The sequence below is a fragment of the Sphingomonas sp. LH128 genome (assembly GCF_000293195.2).
In the GTDB taxonomy this organism is placed as follows: Bacteria; Pseudomonadota; Alphaproteobacteria; order Sphingomonadales; family Sphingomonadaceae; genus Novosphingobium; species Novosphingobium resinovorum_A.
On record NZ_ALVC01000175.1, the window covers coordinates 1 to 14,422 of the forward strand.

At 68.1% G+C, this 14,422-nt stretch carries 15 protein-coding genes and 1 pseudogene; 10 read left to right on the top strand and 6 right to left on the bottom strand.

Going from position 1 to position 14,422, the window contains the following annotated elements; translation table 11 throughout:
• The 3 genes from LH128_RS14810 to LH128_RS14820 form a co-directional block, all read left to right on the top strand.
• Positions 1–1,221, top strand: a 1,221-nt coding sequence (locus tag LH128_RS14810) for a flagellar hook protein FlgE (protein ID WP_008830457.1), incomplete at its 5' end; no start/stop codon positions are given.
• 23 nt (positions 1,222–1,244) lie between these two features.
• Entirely contained in the window at positions 1,245–3,341 is a 2,097-nt protein-coding gene (flgK, locus tag LH128_RS14815; protein WP_008830458.1) for a flagellar hook-associated protein FlgK, read from the top strand.
• Between the two features lie 4 nt (positions 3,342–3,345).
• Complete coding sequence (locus LH128_RS14820; RefSeq protein ID WP_008830459.1) at positions 3,346–4,254, top strand: flagellin; 909 nt, start codon at positions 3,346–3,348, stop codon at positions 4,252–4,254.
• A 232-nt stretch (positions 4,255–4,486) separates the two neighbouring features.
• Here the strand turns inward: LH128_RS14820 and LH128_RS14825 are convergent, their stop codons facing one another.
• Complete coding sequence (locus tag LH128_RS14825; protein WP_008830460.1) at positions 4,487–6,250, bottom strand: hypothetical protein; 1,764 nt, start codon at positions 6,248–6,250, stop codon at positions 4,487–4,489.
• 5 nt (positions 6,251–6,255) lie between these two features.
• A complete protein-coding gene (locus tag LH128_RS14830) occupies positions 6,256–6,537 on the bottom strand; it encodes a hypothetical protein (RefSeq protein WP_008830461.1) in 282 nt (93 codons plus the stop codon).
• Between the two features lie 62 nt (positions 6,538–6,599).
• Between LH128_RS14830 and LH128_RS14835 the strand changes: the two genes are divergently transcribed.
• Positions 6,600–7,013: a hypothetical protein gene (locus LH128_RS14835; protein ID WP_008830462.1), complete on the top strand. Its 414-nt coding sequence runs from the start codon at positions 6,600–6,602 to the stop codon at positions 7,011–7,013.
• Between the two features lie 111 nt (positions 7,014–7,124).
• Here LH128_RS14835 and LH128_RS14840 read toward each other — a convergent pair whose 3' ends face one another.
• From LH128_RS14840 to LH128_RS14855, 4 genes are read right to left on the bottom strand one after another with little or no spacing between them, the layout of a single operon-like run.
• A complete protein-coding gene (locus LH128_RS14840) occupies positions 7,125–7,679 on the bottom strand; it encodes a MotE family protein (RefSeq protein ID WP_036527360.1) in 555 nt (184 codons plus the stop codon).
• A gap of 13 nt (positions 7,680–7,692) precedes the next feature.
• Complete coding sequence (locus tag LH128_RS31415) at positions 7,693–8,190, bottom strand: DUF6468 domain-containing protein (RefSeq protein WP_008830464.1); 498 nt, start codon at positions 8,188–8,190, stop codon at positions 7,693–7,695.
• Positions 8,187–9,128: a flagellar motor switch protein FliM gene (gene fliM / locus LH128_RS14850; protein WP_008830465.1), complete on the bottom strand. Its 942-nt coding sequence runs from the start codon at positions 9,126–9,128 to the stop codon at positions 8,187–8,189. Before fliM ends, LH128_RS31415 begins: the two co-directional genes overlap by 4 nt.
• Positions 9,125–9,670, bottom strand: coding sequence for a flagellar basal body-associated FliL family protein (locus LH128_RS14855; protein ID WP_037519534.1), 546 nt, complete (start codon positions 9,668–9,670; stop codon positions 9,125–9,127). Before LH128_RS14855 ends, fliM begins: the two co-directional genes overlap by 4 nt.
• Before the next feature lie 130 nt (positions 9,671–9,800).
• Between LH128_RS14855 and LH128_RS14860 the strand changes: the two genes are divergently transcribed.
• The 6 genes and pseudogenes from LH128_RS14860 to clpA form a co-directional block, all read left to right on the top strand.
• Positions 9,801–10,544, top strand: coding sequence for a flagellar hook-basal body protein (locus LH128_RS14860; RefSeq protein ID WP_008830467.1), 744 nt, complete (start codon positions 9,801–9,803; stop codon positions 10,542–10,544).
• A 78-nt stretch (positions 10,545–10,622) separates the two neighbouring features.
• Complete coding sequence (gene flgG, locus LH128_RS14865) at positions 10,623–11,408, top strand: flagellar basal-body rod protein FlgG (RefSeq protein WP_008830468.1); 786 nt, start codon at positions 10,623–10,625, stop codon at positions 11,406–11,408.
• On the top strand, positions 11,408–11,833 hold the full coding sequence (gene flgA, locus LH128_RS14870) for a flagellar basal body P-ring formation chaperone FlgA (RefSeq protein ID WP_008830469.1): 426 nt from the start codon (positions 11,408–11,410) through the stop codon (positions 11,831–11,833). The genes flgG and flgA overlap by 1 nt, the downstream gene beginning before the upstream one ends.
• Positions 11,834–11,841: 8 nt before the next feature.
• Positions 11,842–12,618 (top strand): flagellar basal body L-ring protein FlgH, encoded by a 777-nt coding sequence (gene flgH, locus LH128_RS14875; RefSeq protein WP_008830470.1) that lies wholly within the window; start codon positions 11,842–11,844, stop codon positions 12,616–12,618.
• A gap of 358 nt (positions 12,619–12,976) precedes the next feature.
• A complete protein-coding gene (locus LH128_RS14880) occupies positions 12,977–13,861 on the top strand; it encodes a flagellin (RefSeq protein ID WP_008830471.1) in 885 nt (294 codons plus the stop codon).
• A gap of 203 nt (positions 13,862–14,064) precedes the next feature.
• Positions 14,065–14,422: pseudogene (gene clpA / locus LH128_RS14885) on the top strand (ATP-dependent Clp protease ATP-binding subunit ClpA); the annotation flags it as partial.

The following is a 14,422-nucleotide window of genomic DNA, read 5'->3' on the forward strand; positions in this document are numbered from 1 at the left end:
CTCGTCACCGGCGGCAGCCTGACCTCCAGCTATTCGGCCGGCGGCGTCGCGGCGACGCCCAAGGCGCTGATCTCCAAGCAGGGCCTGCTGCAGGCCTCGTCGAGCCTCACCGACATCGGCATCGACGGCTCGGGCTTCTTCGTCGTGCGCTCCAGCGCCGACGCGAACGGCGCGATCGCCTATACCCGCGCCGGGTCGTTCACCACCGACAGCTCGGGCTATCTGCGCAACACCGCAGGCTACTACCTGATGGGGTGGCCGCTCGATACCTCGGGCAACTACGTCAACAACGGCAGCATGGACTCGCTGCAGCCGATCCGTCCGACCGCGCTGACCGGCGCTGCAGCGCCGACGACGTCGATCCAGCTGCGCGCGAACCTCGATTCCACGGCCGAGGCAGTGACCGGCTACGTCTCGGGCAGCATGGCGAACGGCACGACGACGCCGCAGTTCGCCCGCTCGATCCAGGTCTACGATTCGCAGGGCACCGCACACACCCTGACGATGAACTTCGTCAAGACCGGCGCGAACACCTGGCAAGCCGAGATCACCGGCAATTCCGCCGACATCGGCAAGTTCAACGGCACCGACATCACCGCCCCGGCCGACGGCGCCGAAGGATCGCAGGTCCTGCTCGCCAGCGCCACCGTCAGCTTCAACGCCGACGGCAGCCTCAAGCTGACGACGCGCGATGGCCAGACCACCCCGGACCCGCTGTTCCAACCGCTCGACATCCAGTGGCGCAACCAGGCCGATTCCGAGCCGATCACGCTCGACCTCGGCGCGAACGGGCAGCTCAACGGCCTGACCCAGTTCGGCAGCACGTCCGCCCTGCTCTCCTCGACCATCGACGGCGGCATGCTGGGCACGGTGTCGTCGGTGAGCATCTCGGACACCGGCGTCGTCAGCGCGGTGTTCGACGACGGTACCTCGCGCCCGATCTACCAGCTGCCGATCGCCACCTTCCAGAACCCGGACGGCCTGACCCGCATCAGCGGCAATGCCTACATCGTCTCGCAGCAGTCGGGCAACGCGGCGATCAACGAGCCGGGCACCGTGGGCGGCGGCACCCTGTCGACCAGCATGCTCGAAGCGTCCAACGTCGATCTGGCGGCGGAGTTCTCGAACATGATCCTGTTCCAGCGCGCCTACAGCGCCTCGTCCAAGATCATCACCACGGTCGACGATATGCTGCAGGAAGTGAGCAACCTGAAGCGCTGACGCCCTCGCTGTCCGGCTAGCCCGTGTCCATCAACTCGATCCTCAGCTCCGCGATCTCGGGGCTCTCCGCCTCGCAGGCGGGGATGCAGGTCGTCTCGACCAACATCGCCAATGTCGGCACCGTCGGCTATGCGCGCCAGACGGTGTCGCAGAGCGCATCGGTGGCGGCGGGCCAGGTCAATGGCGTGGTGGTGGGCGAGCCTTCGCGCGTGGCCGACAAGTTCCTCGAGAACGCGGTCTACAAGCGCGCGGGCACCGCCGGGCGGGCGGAAGCGGCGGCCAATTACCTCGACCGGCTGCAATCGCTGCTGGGCTCGCCCAGTTCGGCCAGCGGGCTGACCGCGCGGCTTTCGGCGATCGCCAGTTCGGTCTCGCAGGTCACCGGTCTGCAGGGCTCGGCGGAGTCCGTCGCGCTGTTCACCGGCAACGTCGATGACACGATCGACACCCTGCAAGGCCTCCAGTCCGACGTCACCAACTTGCGCGCCGACGTGGAAAGCGAGGTCTCCGACACCGTCGACCGCGTGAACGTGCTGCTGCAGAAGATCCACGGCCTCAACGCCGACGTCTCGCGCCTGCAGGGCCTCGGCCTCAGCACTTCCGGCCCGGCAGACGAGCGGATGAGCGCGCTGCAGGAACTGAGCGGCCTCGTCGAAGTGAGCGTGCGCGAACAGCCCGATGGGCGCGTCACGATCGACACCGCATCGGGGCAGGTCCTGCTCGACAAGCGTCTGCGCCAGCTGAGCTATGCGGACCAGGGCGCCACCACGGCGCAGACCAGCTATTCGGCCATCGATATCCGCTTCGCCAGCGACAACGGCACGATGCAGGCGTCCACCGGCGAGACGATCGCATCCACCGCCGTCGGCGGCAAGCTCGGCGGCCTGCTCGACATGCGCGACCGCGTGCTGCCGGGCTTTTCCGAGCAGCTCGGCCAGCTGTTCACCGGGCTTGCCCAGACAATGAACGCGGTGTCGAACGCGGGCACCACCCTGCCCGCGCCTCAGACCCTGACCGGGCAGGCCAACGGCCTTGTCGGCTCCGACCGCCTCGGCTTCACCGGCAAGGCGACGTTCGCGGTCGTGTCGAGCGACGGGACGATGGTGGCCAAGACCACCGTGGACTTCGGCGCGCTTCCCGCAAACGCTACGGTGGACGACGCGGTCGCCGCGATCAACGCCGGGCTCTCGCCTGCCGCCACCGCCAGCTTCAAGGACGGCGTGCTGTCGATCAGCGCCGCTTCCAGCGCCAACGGCGTGGCCATCGCACAGGACGCAGAAGCGCCTAGCGACCGCGCGGGCGTAGGGTTCTCGCAGTTTTTCGGGCTCAACAACCTCGTTCGCTCGGGCACCAGCGGGCTCGTTCCTTCGGGCTTCACCGCCAGCGACCCGACCGGCTTCACTGCAGGCGAAACGACCAGGCTGGTCCTGCGCGATTCCTCGGGCAAGATCCTCACCAGCCAGACCCTGACCGCTGCTGATGGCGACACCTGGGGCGACGTCATCTCCCAGCTCAACGGCGGCGATCTGGCGAAATACGGCAGCTTCGCGCTCGACGACACCGGCCGTGTCGCCTTCACACCCAAGGTCGGCAATTCCGGCGCGACGATCGAAGTGCCGGTGGACAGCACCGACCGCTACGGCACCGGCTTGTCGTTCTCGGCACTTTCGGGCCTGACCGGCGCAGCGAGCGGGCTGTCCACCGCGCAAGTCTCGGCCGACATGCTGAACGACACCTCGCGCGTACCGCTGGCCCAGCTGCAGACGGGCGCGGCGGTGGGCGAGAAGGCAATCGGCGCGGGCGACATCCGCAATGCCACCGCCTTCGTCGATGCCCTCGCGGGGTCGGCGAATTTCGGCAAGGACGGCAAGGCCACCGTCACCGCCTTCGCCAACCGCCTGCTGGGCAACGTCGGCGCGCAGGCCGCTCTGGCGAAGACCACTTACGACGACGCCTCCGCCCGCCTGACCGACGCTGCGACGCGGCGCGATTCCTACTCCGGCGTCAATATCGACGAGGAACTGGCGCAAATGGTCGTGCTGCAGAACAGCTATTCCGCCGCCGCGCGGGTGATTAGCACCGCCTCGCAGATGTACGACGCCCTGCTCAACATGGTGTGATCCGATGACCCGCGTAGCCACCATTCCCCTCCAGCAGACCCTCTCCAGCGCCATCCAGCGCTCCCAGCAGAGCCTCGCCACCAGCCAGCTCCAACTGGCCACCGAGAAGAAGGTCAACGACTACGCCGGGCTCGGCCTCGATGCGGTTCGCACGCTGTCGGCCAAGTCGATGCTGGCGACGCAGGAGACCTACAAGACCAACATCAGCCGCGTCTCCACCACGCTCTCGCTCTATCAGGCGAACATCGAGGCAGTGGACAGCTCCATGAGCAGCCTGCGCGACGAACTGTTCAGCGCCGTCGGCACCGGCAATTCGCCGGGCCTGCAGGACATCATCAAGGACGCCTTCGGCGACTTGCGCAACGCGCTCAACGCCAAGGAGGCGGGCGTGCCGCTGTTCGCCGGATCGCAGACCGCGAGCACGCCGTTCGCACCGACTTCGCTCGACGATCTGGCGAACTACGATCCCACCACAGCCTTCACCAACGATTCCGTGCGCCTCTCCACCCGCGCGGGCGACGGGCTCGACGTGGACTACGGCATCGGCGCCAGCGACATCGGCAGCTCGCTGATCCCCGCCTTCCAGGCCCTCGCAGCCGCCGGTCCCTTCGGCGACACGCTGACCGGGGAACAGACACAGGCGATCAACGACGCGCTCGGCCTGCTCGACAAGGGGATCACGCAAGTCCAGTCGGCCAACGCGCGCAACGGCCGGATGCAGGCCAAGGTCGAGACCCTGAGCACCCGCGCCGACGACCGCGTGACGCTGCTGACGAACGTGATCGGTTCGGTGGAGGACGCAGACCTCGGGCAGGTGGCGATCGACATCTCGCAGCGGCAGACGATCCTGCAGGCGAGTTATTCGGTGTTCTCGCAATTGAACTCGATGTCGTTGGTGAACTTCCTCGGTTGATTTTCGCAGGGGTTTACCACCCCTGCACCCGGTATACCGTCGAGATCACGCGCGCAGCTTCGTCAGGCGCACTTGGCGAGGTAGCTGCTTAATATATATTACTTTTCGTCATCCCCGCGAAGGCGGGGATGACGATGGAGGCCTGCGGCGCAATGTAGGATTGAACCTGCTGCACGCGCAACGACGGCAGTACGGGGGTCTGGGGCGCCAAAGCTCTCTGGGTCCCTAGGACTCACTTCTTCCCCGCTTCCAGCAAATCCGCAAAATCCCCTGCCGGACTGGCCGAGGGAATAGCCGCCATGGCCTGCGCCAGCTTCCCCGGATCGACCGCCCCGGCAGTCCCGGTCAGCATCTCGAACACCGGCGCCGACGACAGCCCCTTGAACGCCCCCGCATAGCGCGCGTGGAGTCCGGAAAGCGCGTCCTCCCGCCCCAGCATCGCCTGCGAGATCGCATGGCGCAGCACTTGCGCCTGCGCCACCGGATCGAGAACACGCCCCTTCGGTAGAGCGCCCGCCGAGAACGCCGCATAGCGTGCCCAGTCGCGCCGCTGCCAAAGGATTTCCGCCTGCAGCGCCGAGGTTCCGGGCAAGTCCTGCAGCACTGCCAGAGCCTCGTCGGCACGGCCGACTTGCGTGAGGGCAGCCGCCTCGACGCGCTTGCGTTCGGCGATCATCGCGTCGGGCAGGCCGGGATCGTCGGTTTCGCGCAAGGTGCGCAAGGCCCGCTCGGGCCTGCCGGCAAGGATGTAGAGCCCCGCCACCCGCGCCGAAAGCGGCCCGCGGGCAAGGTCTCCGGCACGCTGCGTCAGCTGGTAGGAAAGGAGGTCCGCCGCACGCTCGTAGAGGCCCGCCTGCTGCAGCCGCGCGGCAAGCTGGCTCGCCATGAGGTCGCCCTCGGCGCCGTTCGGGGCGAGGTCGCGATAATCCCAGTAGAGCCCGGCCGCCTTGTCCAGCGGCAGCTTGCGGGCGGGGTCAAGCGCGGCTGTCAGCTTCGCGCGCAGGCCGGGCAGGAACTCCGGCCCGAGGTCGGCGACATCGTGGAAGCGCACCAGCGCCGCTCCGGCGGACAGCGTCCCGGACAAGTCGCCGCGCGCGTCGGCAAGGCGGTAGGACAGGCGCAGCGCGCGTTCCTCGATACCGTCGCCGCGCCAGGAATAACGGATGGCGTCGAGTTCCTTCAGCGCCGCCTCGGGCCGGATCGCGCCCCGGGCAACGTCGCCCTCCAGCTTGCTGAGGCGGGCGTCCATGCGCTCGACCGGGTCGCCGGACTGCACGACGCGGGCGAAGCGCAGGCGGGCTTCGTCGGCGTGGCCCAGCGCCTGCTGCGCACGGGCGCGCAGCAGGTTGGCGGCGGGTTCGCGGTCGGGAAGCCAGGAAAGCCAGTGCAGCGCCTTGTCCGGCGCACCGCCCTCCACACCCGCGCGCGCGGCGGCGAGGACGAACGGCGCGCCGCGTGGGCTCGCGAGTGCGGGTCCGGCGCAGTCCAGCTGCGCCAGCGCCTGCTCGGCAAGGCCCTCCTGCGCCAGCGCGCGCAGGCGCCACAGGCATGCCTCGGGATTGGCGCGAAGGCCCGGCATGTCGAGTTCGGCCATCGCATCCTCGGAGCGGCCGAGCTGCGTCAACGCCGCGCCGTGGGCCAGCCTCCACGCATCGACCATGCCGAGGTCGGGGTCGTCCTGCCGCATGACTTCCAGTACGCCCAGCGCTTCCGGCCCGCGCTCGGCGGCGATCAGGCTTCGAGCATAGTCCCAGCGCACCGCCTGCCGCTGCGGGTTCGGCGCGGTGGAGAGGCGGCGCCATGCCTCGGCCTCGGCCAGCGGGGTCCAGGCACCGACACCGGTAAGCGGCGGGCGCTGCGCCAGTTCGGCCGCGAAGCCCGGCAGCCGCGCACCCACGCCGGGGTCGAGCGTACCGTAGGGCAGCGGCGGCGCGCCGGTCGTACCGCACAACAGCGAGGCGCCCAGCACCAGCGCCGCGCCCGGCAGCAGCCGCATGCGCCTCACAGCGATTCCGCCGATGCAATGCCCGAGATCACCAGCAAGGCCCCGCCGATCGCACAGCCGACGAGGAACAGCACCAGCGCGCCGAACACCCACAAGAGGCTCCCGCCCTGCCGGGTCGGAGCCGCGAGCACAGCGGCAGCCACCGCCTCGGCGTCCTCATCCGGCCGATCGCCGCGACGGCGCCCCGGATTAACGCCGGGATTTTCCTGTGCGGACGCACCCTCGCCCTGGTTCGCGGATACCACGCGGACCTTGGCTGGACGCCGATCGCTGCTCATCTCAACGGGACTCCTCGAATTTCATCCTATTATAGAGGCGTCGCCCGCCCACCGGAGTTCGCATGCCCCGCTTCCGTTTCTTTGTTCCGGCCCTGCTGCTCTGCGCGGCACCGGCGTTCGCCGCGAACACCGATCCGCGCAAGGCGGTGGAACTGCCGCCGCCCGATCCCACGTTCCTGGCGATGGAGCAGATCGACGCGCCGATCGTCGATGGCGGCCGGGTGGACGGGGTGCTCCACGTCTCGATCACGCTGCAGGCGAAGACCGCCGACGATGCCGCCGCGCTCGGCAAGCGGATGCCGGAACTGCGTGCCGCAGCGCTCCCCGCCGCGATCGAGTTCGCCCGCCTGCGCGCCTCGCGCTTCGCGCCGGTGGATGTGGAACGTCTGGCGGGGATGATCGCGCCGTCAGTGAAGCAGGTGCACCCGGCCATCGACAAGGTCCTGATCGTGAAGGTTTCCGCGACGGAGCGGTGAGGTCGGGAACCGCTACTGCCCCATTCGTCATTGCGAGCGCAGCGAAGCAATTCAGGGCCGCGCAAATCGCCCTGGATTGCTTCGCTGCGCTCGCAATGACGAGGGGTGGGGTTACTTCCCCGCCTTCGCCACCGCAGGCACCACCTTGCGCCCGGCCAGCGCCATCGACAGCGCCACGGCGCCCTGCGGCGACATGTTCGCCATGATCTGCGCCGTCGCGCGTTCGCGCATGCGGGTGGCAACTTCGCGCTGGACCTCGATATCGAGCTTCTCGAAGATCGGCCCGGCCCGGTTCGGCTTCATCGTCTGGTAGATCCGCGCGAGGTTGTCGTAAGGCACCGAGGGCGCCCCTGCTCCGCCCCCTGCACCGCCTTGGGCCCCAGCCTTCGCGGCGGCGGCCTGTTGTTCCTGCTGCTGGCGCACCTGTCCCGCAAGCCGCGCCTCGCTGGCCTTCACCGCCTGCTCGCGCATTTCCAGCCTGCGCTTCTCGGCGGCCGAAGTGCTGTCCCGCCGCGCTGCCGAATCCTGCAGCGAGGCCCCGAGGCGGCTCGTCGGCGCGCCGCCGGCAATGTCCGCCGAAGCGGCAAAGGCGATGGCATTCGCCACCGCCGCCGCCGCCGCGACGCCCAGCATCAACCGGGTTGGCTTGGTCAAAGCCCTGATCATGCCACGCGCCCAGTCATGCTACCCGATTGCCGCGCTTCGAGGTCAGGTCGAACACGATGCGGCTGAGTTCGCGCGCCTCGTCCGCCACCGGCGCGGGCGCAGGCGCTGCGGGCCGCGTCTCCGCCTCGGCACGCAGCACCGCGTCGGCCTCGTCGCGCCAGCGCGCGGTACGACGACGCACGCCCGCCTCGGCCGCGCGCGCCTTGTCAGCGGCATCGACGATGCGCTCCGCCACCGAGTTGCCCACGCCGACCATTACCGAAAGCTCGTCACGCAACTCGCGCGAGGCTTGCAGAATCTCGCCCTGCGCCGCCGCGTCGGTGGAGAGCACGCGCTTCAGCTCCGCCAGCACCAGACGCGCCTGATGCGTGGCGTTGTCCAGCTTCTCCACCGCCTGGTCGAGGTGGCCGTCGCGCAGCGCCCGGATGCGGCGGTCCATGCGGATCGCCTGCACCATGACCACAAGGCACATCAGCACGAGAGCGAGGTTGATCCCGGTAGCAAGCGTCATTTCGGATACCCCTTGGCGATGTCGGTGGCCATGCGGATGGCGATGTTGCTGGAACGCTGGCCGATGTGCGCGCGGCCCAGCGGCACCCCGCCGCAATGGACCTGCAGCGCGTCGTCCGGGCTGTTGCTGAGCGAGATGGTATCGCCCACCTTCAGCCCCCGCACGTCGCGCAGGGGCATCATCTTCTCGCCCAGCACCACGTCGACGACGACTTGCGTGTTGTAGAGTTCGCTCGCCATGTGGTCGGCCCAGATGCGGTCGCGGCCCGCCTTCTCGCCCATGAAGCGCTGCAGCAGCTTCTCGCGCACCGGCTCCAGCGTGGCATAGGGCAGCAGCACCGAGAACACCCCGCCGCGCCCTTCCATGTTGACCGAATAAGTCGCGACGGCGGCGACGTTGCTCGGCTCGGCGATGGCGGCGAAGCGCGGGCTCAGTTCCATGCGCTCCAGCCCCATGGCGACCGGTGCGATCTCCTCGAAGGCGCTGGCGAAGTCGTCCAGCGCCATCTGCACCACGCGCGAGACGAGGCTGGATTCGATGGTCGTAAAGGTCCGCCCCTCCGGCGGCAGCGAGCGCGTGCCGCCCCGCCCGCCGAGCAGCGCATCGACGATGCCGTAGATCAACCCAGCGTCCACCGTGACGACGCCGTAGCTTTCCCAGGGCTTGACCTGGAACACGCCGAACATCGAGGGCAGCGCGATGTTGTCCATGAAATCGCCGAAGCGGACCGAGGTGATCCGCTCAAGGTTCACTTCGATCGCGTCGGAGGTGAGGTTGCGCATCGAGGTTGCGAAGATCCGCACCATGCGCTCGCACACCACCTCGAGCATCGGCAGGCGCTCGTGGTTGATGACGTTGGATTCAAGGACTGCCTTCAGGCCCTTGCGCGGAACCGCCTCGCCATCGACGGCGGCGAGCCTGATGGGGTCGTCGCTCACTGCTGGATCAGGTCCTGAATGAGGATGTCGCGCACCATGCCCTTGCCGAGCGCCTCGGTGGAGCGGCGGATCATCTCCTCCTTGATGCGGAACACGGCGGCCGAACCGTTGAGGTCCTCGGGCCGCAGTTCGCGCAGGAAAGGCTGCAGCGCATCGAGGATCACCGGCAGGCGCGCCTTGACCGCGTCGGTCTTGCCGTCTGCGGCGACGACGACGAAGCGCAGCTTGACGAACTTGGCCTGAGCCCCGCCGCCACGCAGGTTCACCATCATCGGCGCGACTTCGATGTAGGAGGCGGACGGATCGGCGTCGGCCGAGTGACCGCCCTCCCCGCCTTCTTCCGGCGCCGCCTCGGCCTGCTTCTCCTCGGCGTGATCGGGGCTGCCCTTCTGCATGTACCAGTAGACGCCGCCCGCGCCCGCCAGCATGCCGACCGCGACGACGGCGATCGCGATCAGGCGGACCTTGCCGCCCTTCTTCGCTCCGGCCTCATCGACCCCCGCCTTTTCGACCGACGTATCGTCGGTCTTTTCGTCGCTCACGTTCCGCGTACCCCGTTCGAAAATTCCCGCTTGCTTGTCCATGTGCGTCCGCGCGCGCGGTTTCAATCCTATATAGGGGATTAAGAGCCCTTTCCGGGTTCGCCCAAGATTTTTGCGAAAAGGTCCGCCGATGGACGTTTCTTCCTTCGTCCTCCTCAGCCACGAGCAGGCCCTGCGCCGCCAGCTGGACGTGGCCGCGAACAACATGGCGAACGTTTCGACCGCGGGATACAAGCGCGAGCAGGCGGTGTTCCACGAATATGTCGAGAACGCGCAGGAAGCCCCGGTGCAGGACGCGCGGAAAACCTCCTACGTGCTCGATTACGGGCAGGTCCACGACATCGCCCAGGGCGCGTTCCAGTCCACCGGCAACCCGCTCGACGTGATGATCGAGGGGCGGGGCTATCTCAACGTCGAGATGCCCGACGGCTCCACCGGCTACACCCGCGCGGGCTTCGTGAAAGTGCTGGAAAGCGGCGAGCTGGCGACCTCCGGCGGCCAGCGCCTGCTCGACGAGAACGGCCGCCCGATCGCCATTCCCGCCGACCAGCTGGCGCAAGTCTCAATCACCGCCGACGGCACCGTCATGGCGGGCCAGGACCCGGTCGGCCGCCTCGCGGTGACGGGCTTCGCCGACGAGAACATGCTCGAGGCGCGCGGCGACGGCGTCCTCACCGGCAGCGGCGGCACTGTGATGACCGCCGCCCAGACCCGCTTGCGCAGCGGCGGCGTCGAGGCCTCCAACGTCGAGCCGATTTCCGAGACCACCCGCATGGTCGAGGTGCTGCGCTCCTATCAGGTCAGCCAGCGCCTTTCGGCCGACCTTTCCGACATGCGCCGCAAGGCCATCGACCGCCTCAGCAGGATCGGCTGATCGATGCCACTGCCCGCGCAAAACCCTGTCCGTCATTCCAGCCCGACCGCGCCGCTCTAAGCCCGAAGGAAACCGCCCATGCGTTCGCTCTCCATCGCCTCGACCGGTATGCTGGCCCAGCAAACCAACGTCGACGTCATCTCGAACAACATCGCCAACATGAACACCACCGGCTTCAAGCGGCAGCGGGCGGAATTCCAGGATCTGCTCTACCAGCAGGAAACCCGCCCCGGCGCCTCGACCAGCTCGGACGGGACCAAGGTGCCTACCGGCATCCAGATCGGCGCGGGCGTGAAGACCGGCGGCGTCTATCGCATCACCGAGCAGGGCGCACTGACCAGCACCGGCAACCAGTACGACATGGCCATCGACGGCGAGGGCTATTTCCAGGTCATGCTGCCCACCGGCGACCTCGCCTATACCCGCGCGGGCTCGTTCCAGCTGTCCGATCAGGGCGAGCTGGTGACCACCGACGGCTACCGCGTGCAGCCCGACATCACCATCCCGCAGGGCGCGGTGGCGGTCTCGGTCTCCAAGACCGGCGAGGTGCAGGTGAAGCTCGACGGGCAGGCGCAGATGCAGACCGTGGGCCAGCTCGAACTGGCCACCTTCATCAATCAGGCGGGCCTCGAAGCCATCGGCGACAGCCTGTTCCAGGAAACCGGCGCATCGGGCCAGCCCATCGTCTCGACCCCCGGCCAGCCCGGCTACGGCACGCTGAGCCAGGGCTTCATCGAAGCCTCGAACGTCAACCCGGTCTCGGAAATCACCGCGCTGATCACCGCCCAGCGCGCCTACGAGATGAACAGCCGCGTGCTCAAGACCGCCGACGAGATGCTCCAGACCTCGACGCAGACCGTCTGATGCTGTCGGCGTTGCTCGTCCTCGCCGTCGCCGCCGCGCCCGCGGGGGAACCCACGCCGGTGCTCGCCCGCACGGTGGAGCGCGGGGAGGTGCTGGCGCGCGCCGATTTCGAGACGCAGCGCGTCCCCGCCGCCGTCGCGCGCGGCGCCCTCGCCCCGGCCGACGCCGCCGGGCAGGAAGCGACCCGCCGCATCATGGCGGGCTCCGCCGTCCGCGCTGCCGACGTCGCCGCGCCGCGCCTCGTGCGGCGGGGGGAAAACGTGACGATCGCGCTCGTTTCCGGAGCCTTGCGCATCACCTCGCCCGGCCGCGCGCTTGCCGATGCCGGGCGCGGCGAGCCGGTGCGCGTCCTCAATCTCGCCACCAACCGCACGCTCGAAGGCACCGCCGCCGCGACGGGCGAAGTGCGCATCGCGCTTCCGTAGGAACCCTCATGAACAAGCGTCTCGCCGCCCTCACCTGCGCCCTTCTCTCGGCCAGCCTGCTGGCGGGCTGCGGCTCGGTGGGCCGCCTCAAGAACGTCGGAAAAGCGCCGAAAATGAGCGATCCCGGCGCCCCCGTGGCCCCGCGCATCGAACCCTCTCTGGGCAACCACGCGAGCGGCGATCGCGCGCCCGACGGCAGCGATCCCAAGGTCGCCGAGGCCGATCGCGGCGCCTCCCTCTTCCGCACCGGCGGCGGCGCGTTCTTCCGCGACCAGCGCGCCTCGCGCGTCGGCGACATCGTCACGATCCGCATCAACATCGCCGACAACGCCCAGGTCGCCAACAGCACCACGCGCACCCGCAACGGCAGCGAAGGCGGCGGAATTGCGGCACTTCTGGGCCTCGAGAGCCAGATCGGCAAAGTCCTTCCCGGCAACCCGGACCCGGGCAACCTCGTCAGCACCAATTCGAAGTCGAGCGCGGTCGGCGTCGGCAACACCACCCGGTCCGAGCAGATCAACATGACCGTGGCCGCCACCGTGATCGGCGTCCTGCCCAACGGCAACCTCGCCATTCGCGGCAAGCAGGAAGTGCGCGTCAACTTCGAACTGCGCGAACTGGTGGTTTCCGGCGTGATCCGGCCCGAAGACATCGCCCGCGACAACTCGATCCGCCACAGCCAGATCGCCGAGGCGCGCATCAGCTACGGCGGCCGCGGCCAGCTGACCGACGCGCAGCAGGCCCGCTGGGGCCAGCAGATCTACGACGCGCTGTTCCCGTTCTGAGGGGTACCTAACGGCACCCAACGGGGGTTTAAGGAGGGGCTAACCGGTACACAAGGGGTGCCGGAGCGGCGTCGAAGCACAGCACCCGTCATCCCAGCGAAGGCTGGGACCGCTGGCCGTGTACAGCCCCCTCGCGCTGAAGGGCTCCTCGGCAAGCTCGCGTCTAAAGACCGATAGCGGTCCCAGCCTTCGCTGGGATGACGGGCTTTTGTCGGAGAGCCCGGGAAAGCATTCCTATAGTTTTTCCACAGGCCGCAACCATCCTTTAACGACTCCTCCTAGAATAAAGTCGCACCCGTATCTTTCGGGATTGCGAGAGGCCGCAGAATCGGCCGGTAACCTAGAAGGGAAAATTGAAATGGCGTTTTCGGTCAACACCAACAGCGGCGCGATGGCAGCTCTCCAGAGCCTCAACGCGACGAACAAGTCGATGGAAACCACCCAGAGCCGTATCACCACGGGTCTGAACGTTGCCTCGACCAAGGACGACTCGGCGAAGTACACGGTCGCCCAGACGCTCCGCGGCGATCTTGGCAAGCTGGGCGCGGTCACCACCTCGCTCAACAACGCCAAGTCCGTCACGGACGTCGCCGTCGCCGGTGCGGAACAGATCTCCGACCTCGTCAACCAGATGAAGTCGAAGGCTCTCGAAGCATCGGATGCCGGTCTCGACAACGAAAGCCGCAAGGCGATCTCCAACGATCTGCTGACCCTCAAGAAGCAGATCAACACGGTGATCGAAGGTTCGAGCTTCAACGGCACGAACCTGCTCAAGGGTACTGCGGCCACCGTGGCAACGGACGGCAAGGTCAGTGCACTGCAGTCGATCAACGGCGATACGCTGACGGTCGCCAACCAGGCACTGAGCGAAGCGGCGACCACCGCGTTCGGCGATTCCTCGACCGACACCGACATCACCAATGTCGGCGTCGTCGATGACGGTACGGCAACGACCGGCTCGGGTGCGGCAGATGCGCTCCTGACCAAGCTCGACACCATGTTCGACACGGTCAAGACCAGCCTCTCCGACCTCGGCGCCGGTTCGCGTCAGATCGAAGGTCAGCTCAGCTTCAACAGCAACCTGAGCGACGTGATCACGACCGGCATCGGCAGCCTCGTCGATGCGGACCTCGCCAAGGAGTCGGCGAACCTTCAGGCTCTCCAGGTCCAGCAGCAGCTGGGCGTGCAGGCCCTGTCGATCGCCAACCAGTCGCCGCAGACGCTCCTGTCGCTGTTCCGCTAAGGACGGCGCCAGGCCCCTTCCGCTTGCGGGAGGGGACCATTTCGAAAGGCCGGGACGGTTCGCCGCCCCGGCCTTTCTTTATGGGGAAACGTCAGGAAATTCCTCCCCGAGCTTGTCTCGGGGAGGTGGCAGCCCGTCAGGGCTGACGGAGGGGGGACTGCGTCCTTCCCCCTCCACCACCGACTTCGTCGGCGGGGGCCCCCCCCCCCCCCCCCGCCGGTTTCCAGCGGGTGATCCAGCGCGCGATCCTGCACGTGCAGTCGTCCGGCAAGGACACCGTGACCGGCGCCAACGTGCTCGTCGCGCTGTTCTCCGAGCGGGATTCGTATGCGGTCTACTTCCTGCAGCAGCAGGACATGAGCCGCCTCGACGCCGTCAGCTATATCAGCCACGGCATCGGCAAGGGCGGCAAGCGGATCGAGGATCGCACCGCCAAGGGCTCGTCCGACGAAACCCCGCCCACGCCCGAGGACAAGGCGGAGGCCAAGGCGTCCGCCAACAAGAAGGATTCGGCGCTCGACCAGTTCACCGTCAACCTCAACGAGAAGGCGCTGGCGGGCA

What these genes read in the sequence shown, in the direction of transcription:
- flgH (WP_008830470.1), top strand. Translation starts at nt 11,842, where the DNA reads ATGAACAAGCGTCTCGCCGCCCTCACCTGCGCCCTTCTCTCGGCCAGC.
- flgG (WP_008830468.1), top strand. Translation starts at nt 10,623, where the DNA reads ATGCGTTCGCTCTCCATCGCCTCGACCGGTATGCTGGCCCAGCAAACC.
- flgA (WP_008830469.1), top strand. Translation starts at nt 11,408, where the DNA reads ATGCTGTCGGCGTTGCTCGTCCTCGCCGTCGCCGCCGCGCCCGCGGGG.
- LH128_RS14825 (WP_008830460.1), bottom strand. Translation starts at nt 6,250, where the DNA reads ATGCGGCTGCTGCCGGGCGCGGCGCTGGTGCTGGGCGCCTCGCTGTTG.
- LH128_RS14820 (WP_008830459.1), top strand. Translation starts at nt 3,346, where the DNA reads ATGACCCGCGTAGCCACCATTCCCCTCCAGCAGACCCTCTCCAGCGCC.
- LH128_RS14840 (WP_036527360.1), bottom strand. Translation starts at nt 7,679, where the DNA reads ATGATCAGGGCTTTGACCAAGCCAACCCGGTTGATGCTGGGCGTCGCG.
- LH128_RS14835 (WP_008830462.1), top strand. Translation starts at nt 6,600, where the DNA reads ATGCCCCGCTTCCGTTTCTTTGTTCCGGCCCTGCTGCTCTGCGCGGCA.
- LH128_RS31415 (WP_008830464.1), bottom strand. Translation starts at nt 8,190, where the DNA reads ATGACGCTTGCTACCGGGATCAACCTCGCTCTCGTGCTGATGTGCCTT.
- LH128_RS14830 (WP_008830461.1), bottom strand. Translation starts at nt 6,537, where the DNA reads ATGAGCAGCGATCGGCGTCCAGCCAAGGTCCGCGTGGTATCCGCGAAC.
- LH128_RS14860 (WP_008830467.1), top strand. Translation starts at nt 9,801, where the DNA reads ATGGACGTTTCTTCCTTCGTCCTCCTCAGCCACGAGCAGGCCCTGCGC.
- LH128_RS14880 (WP_008830471.1), top strand. Translation starts at nt 12,977, where the DNA reads ATGGCGTTTTCGGTCAACACCAACAGCGGCGCGATGGCAGCTCTCCAG.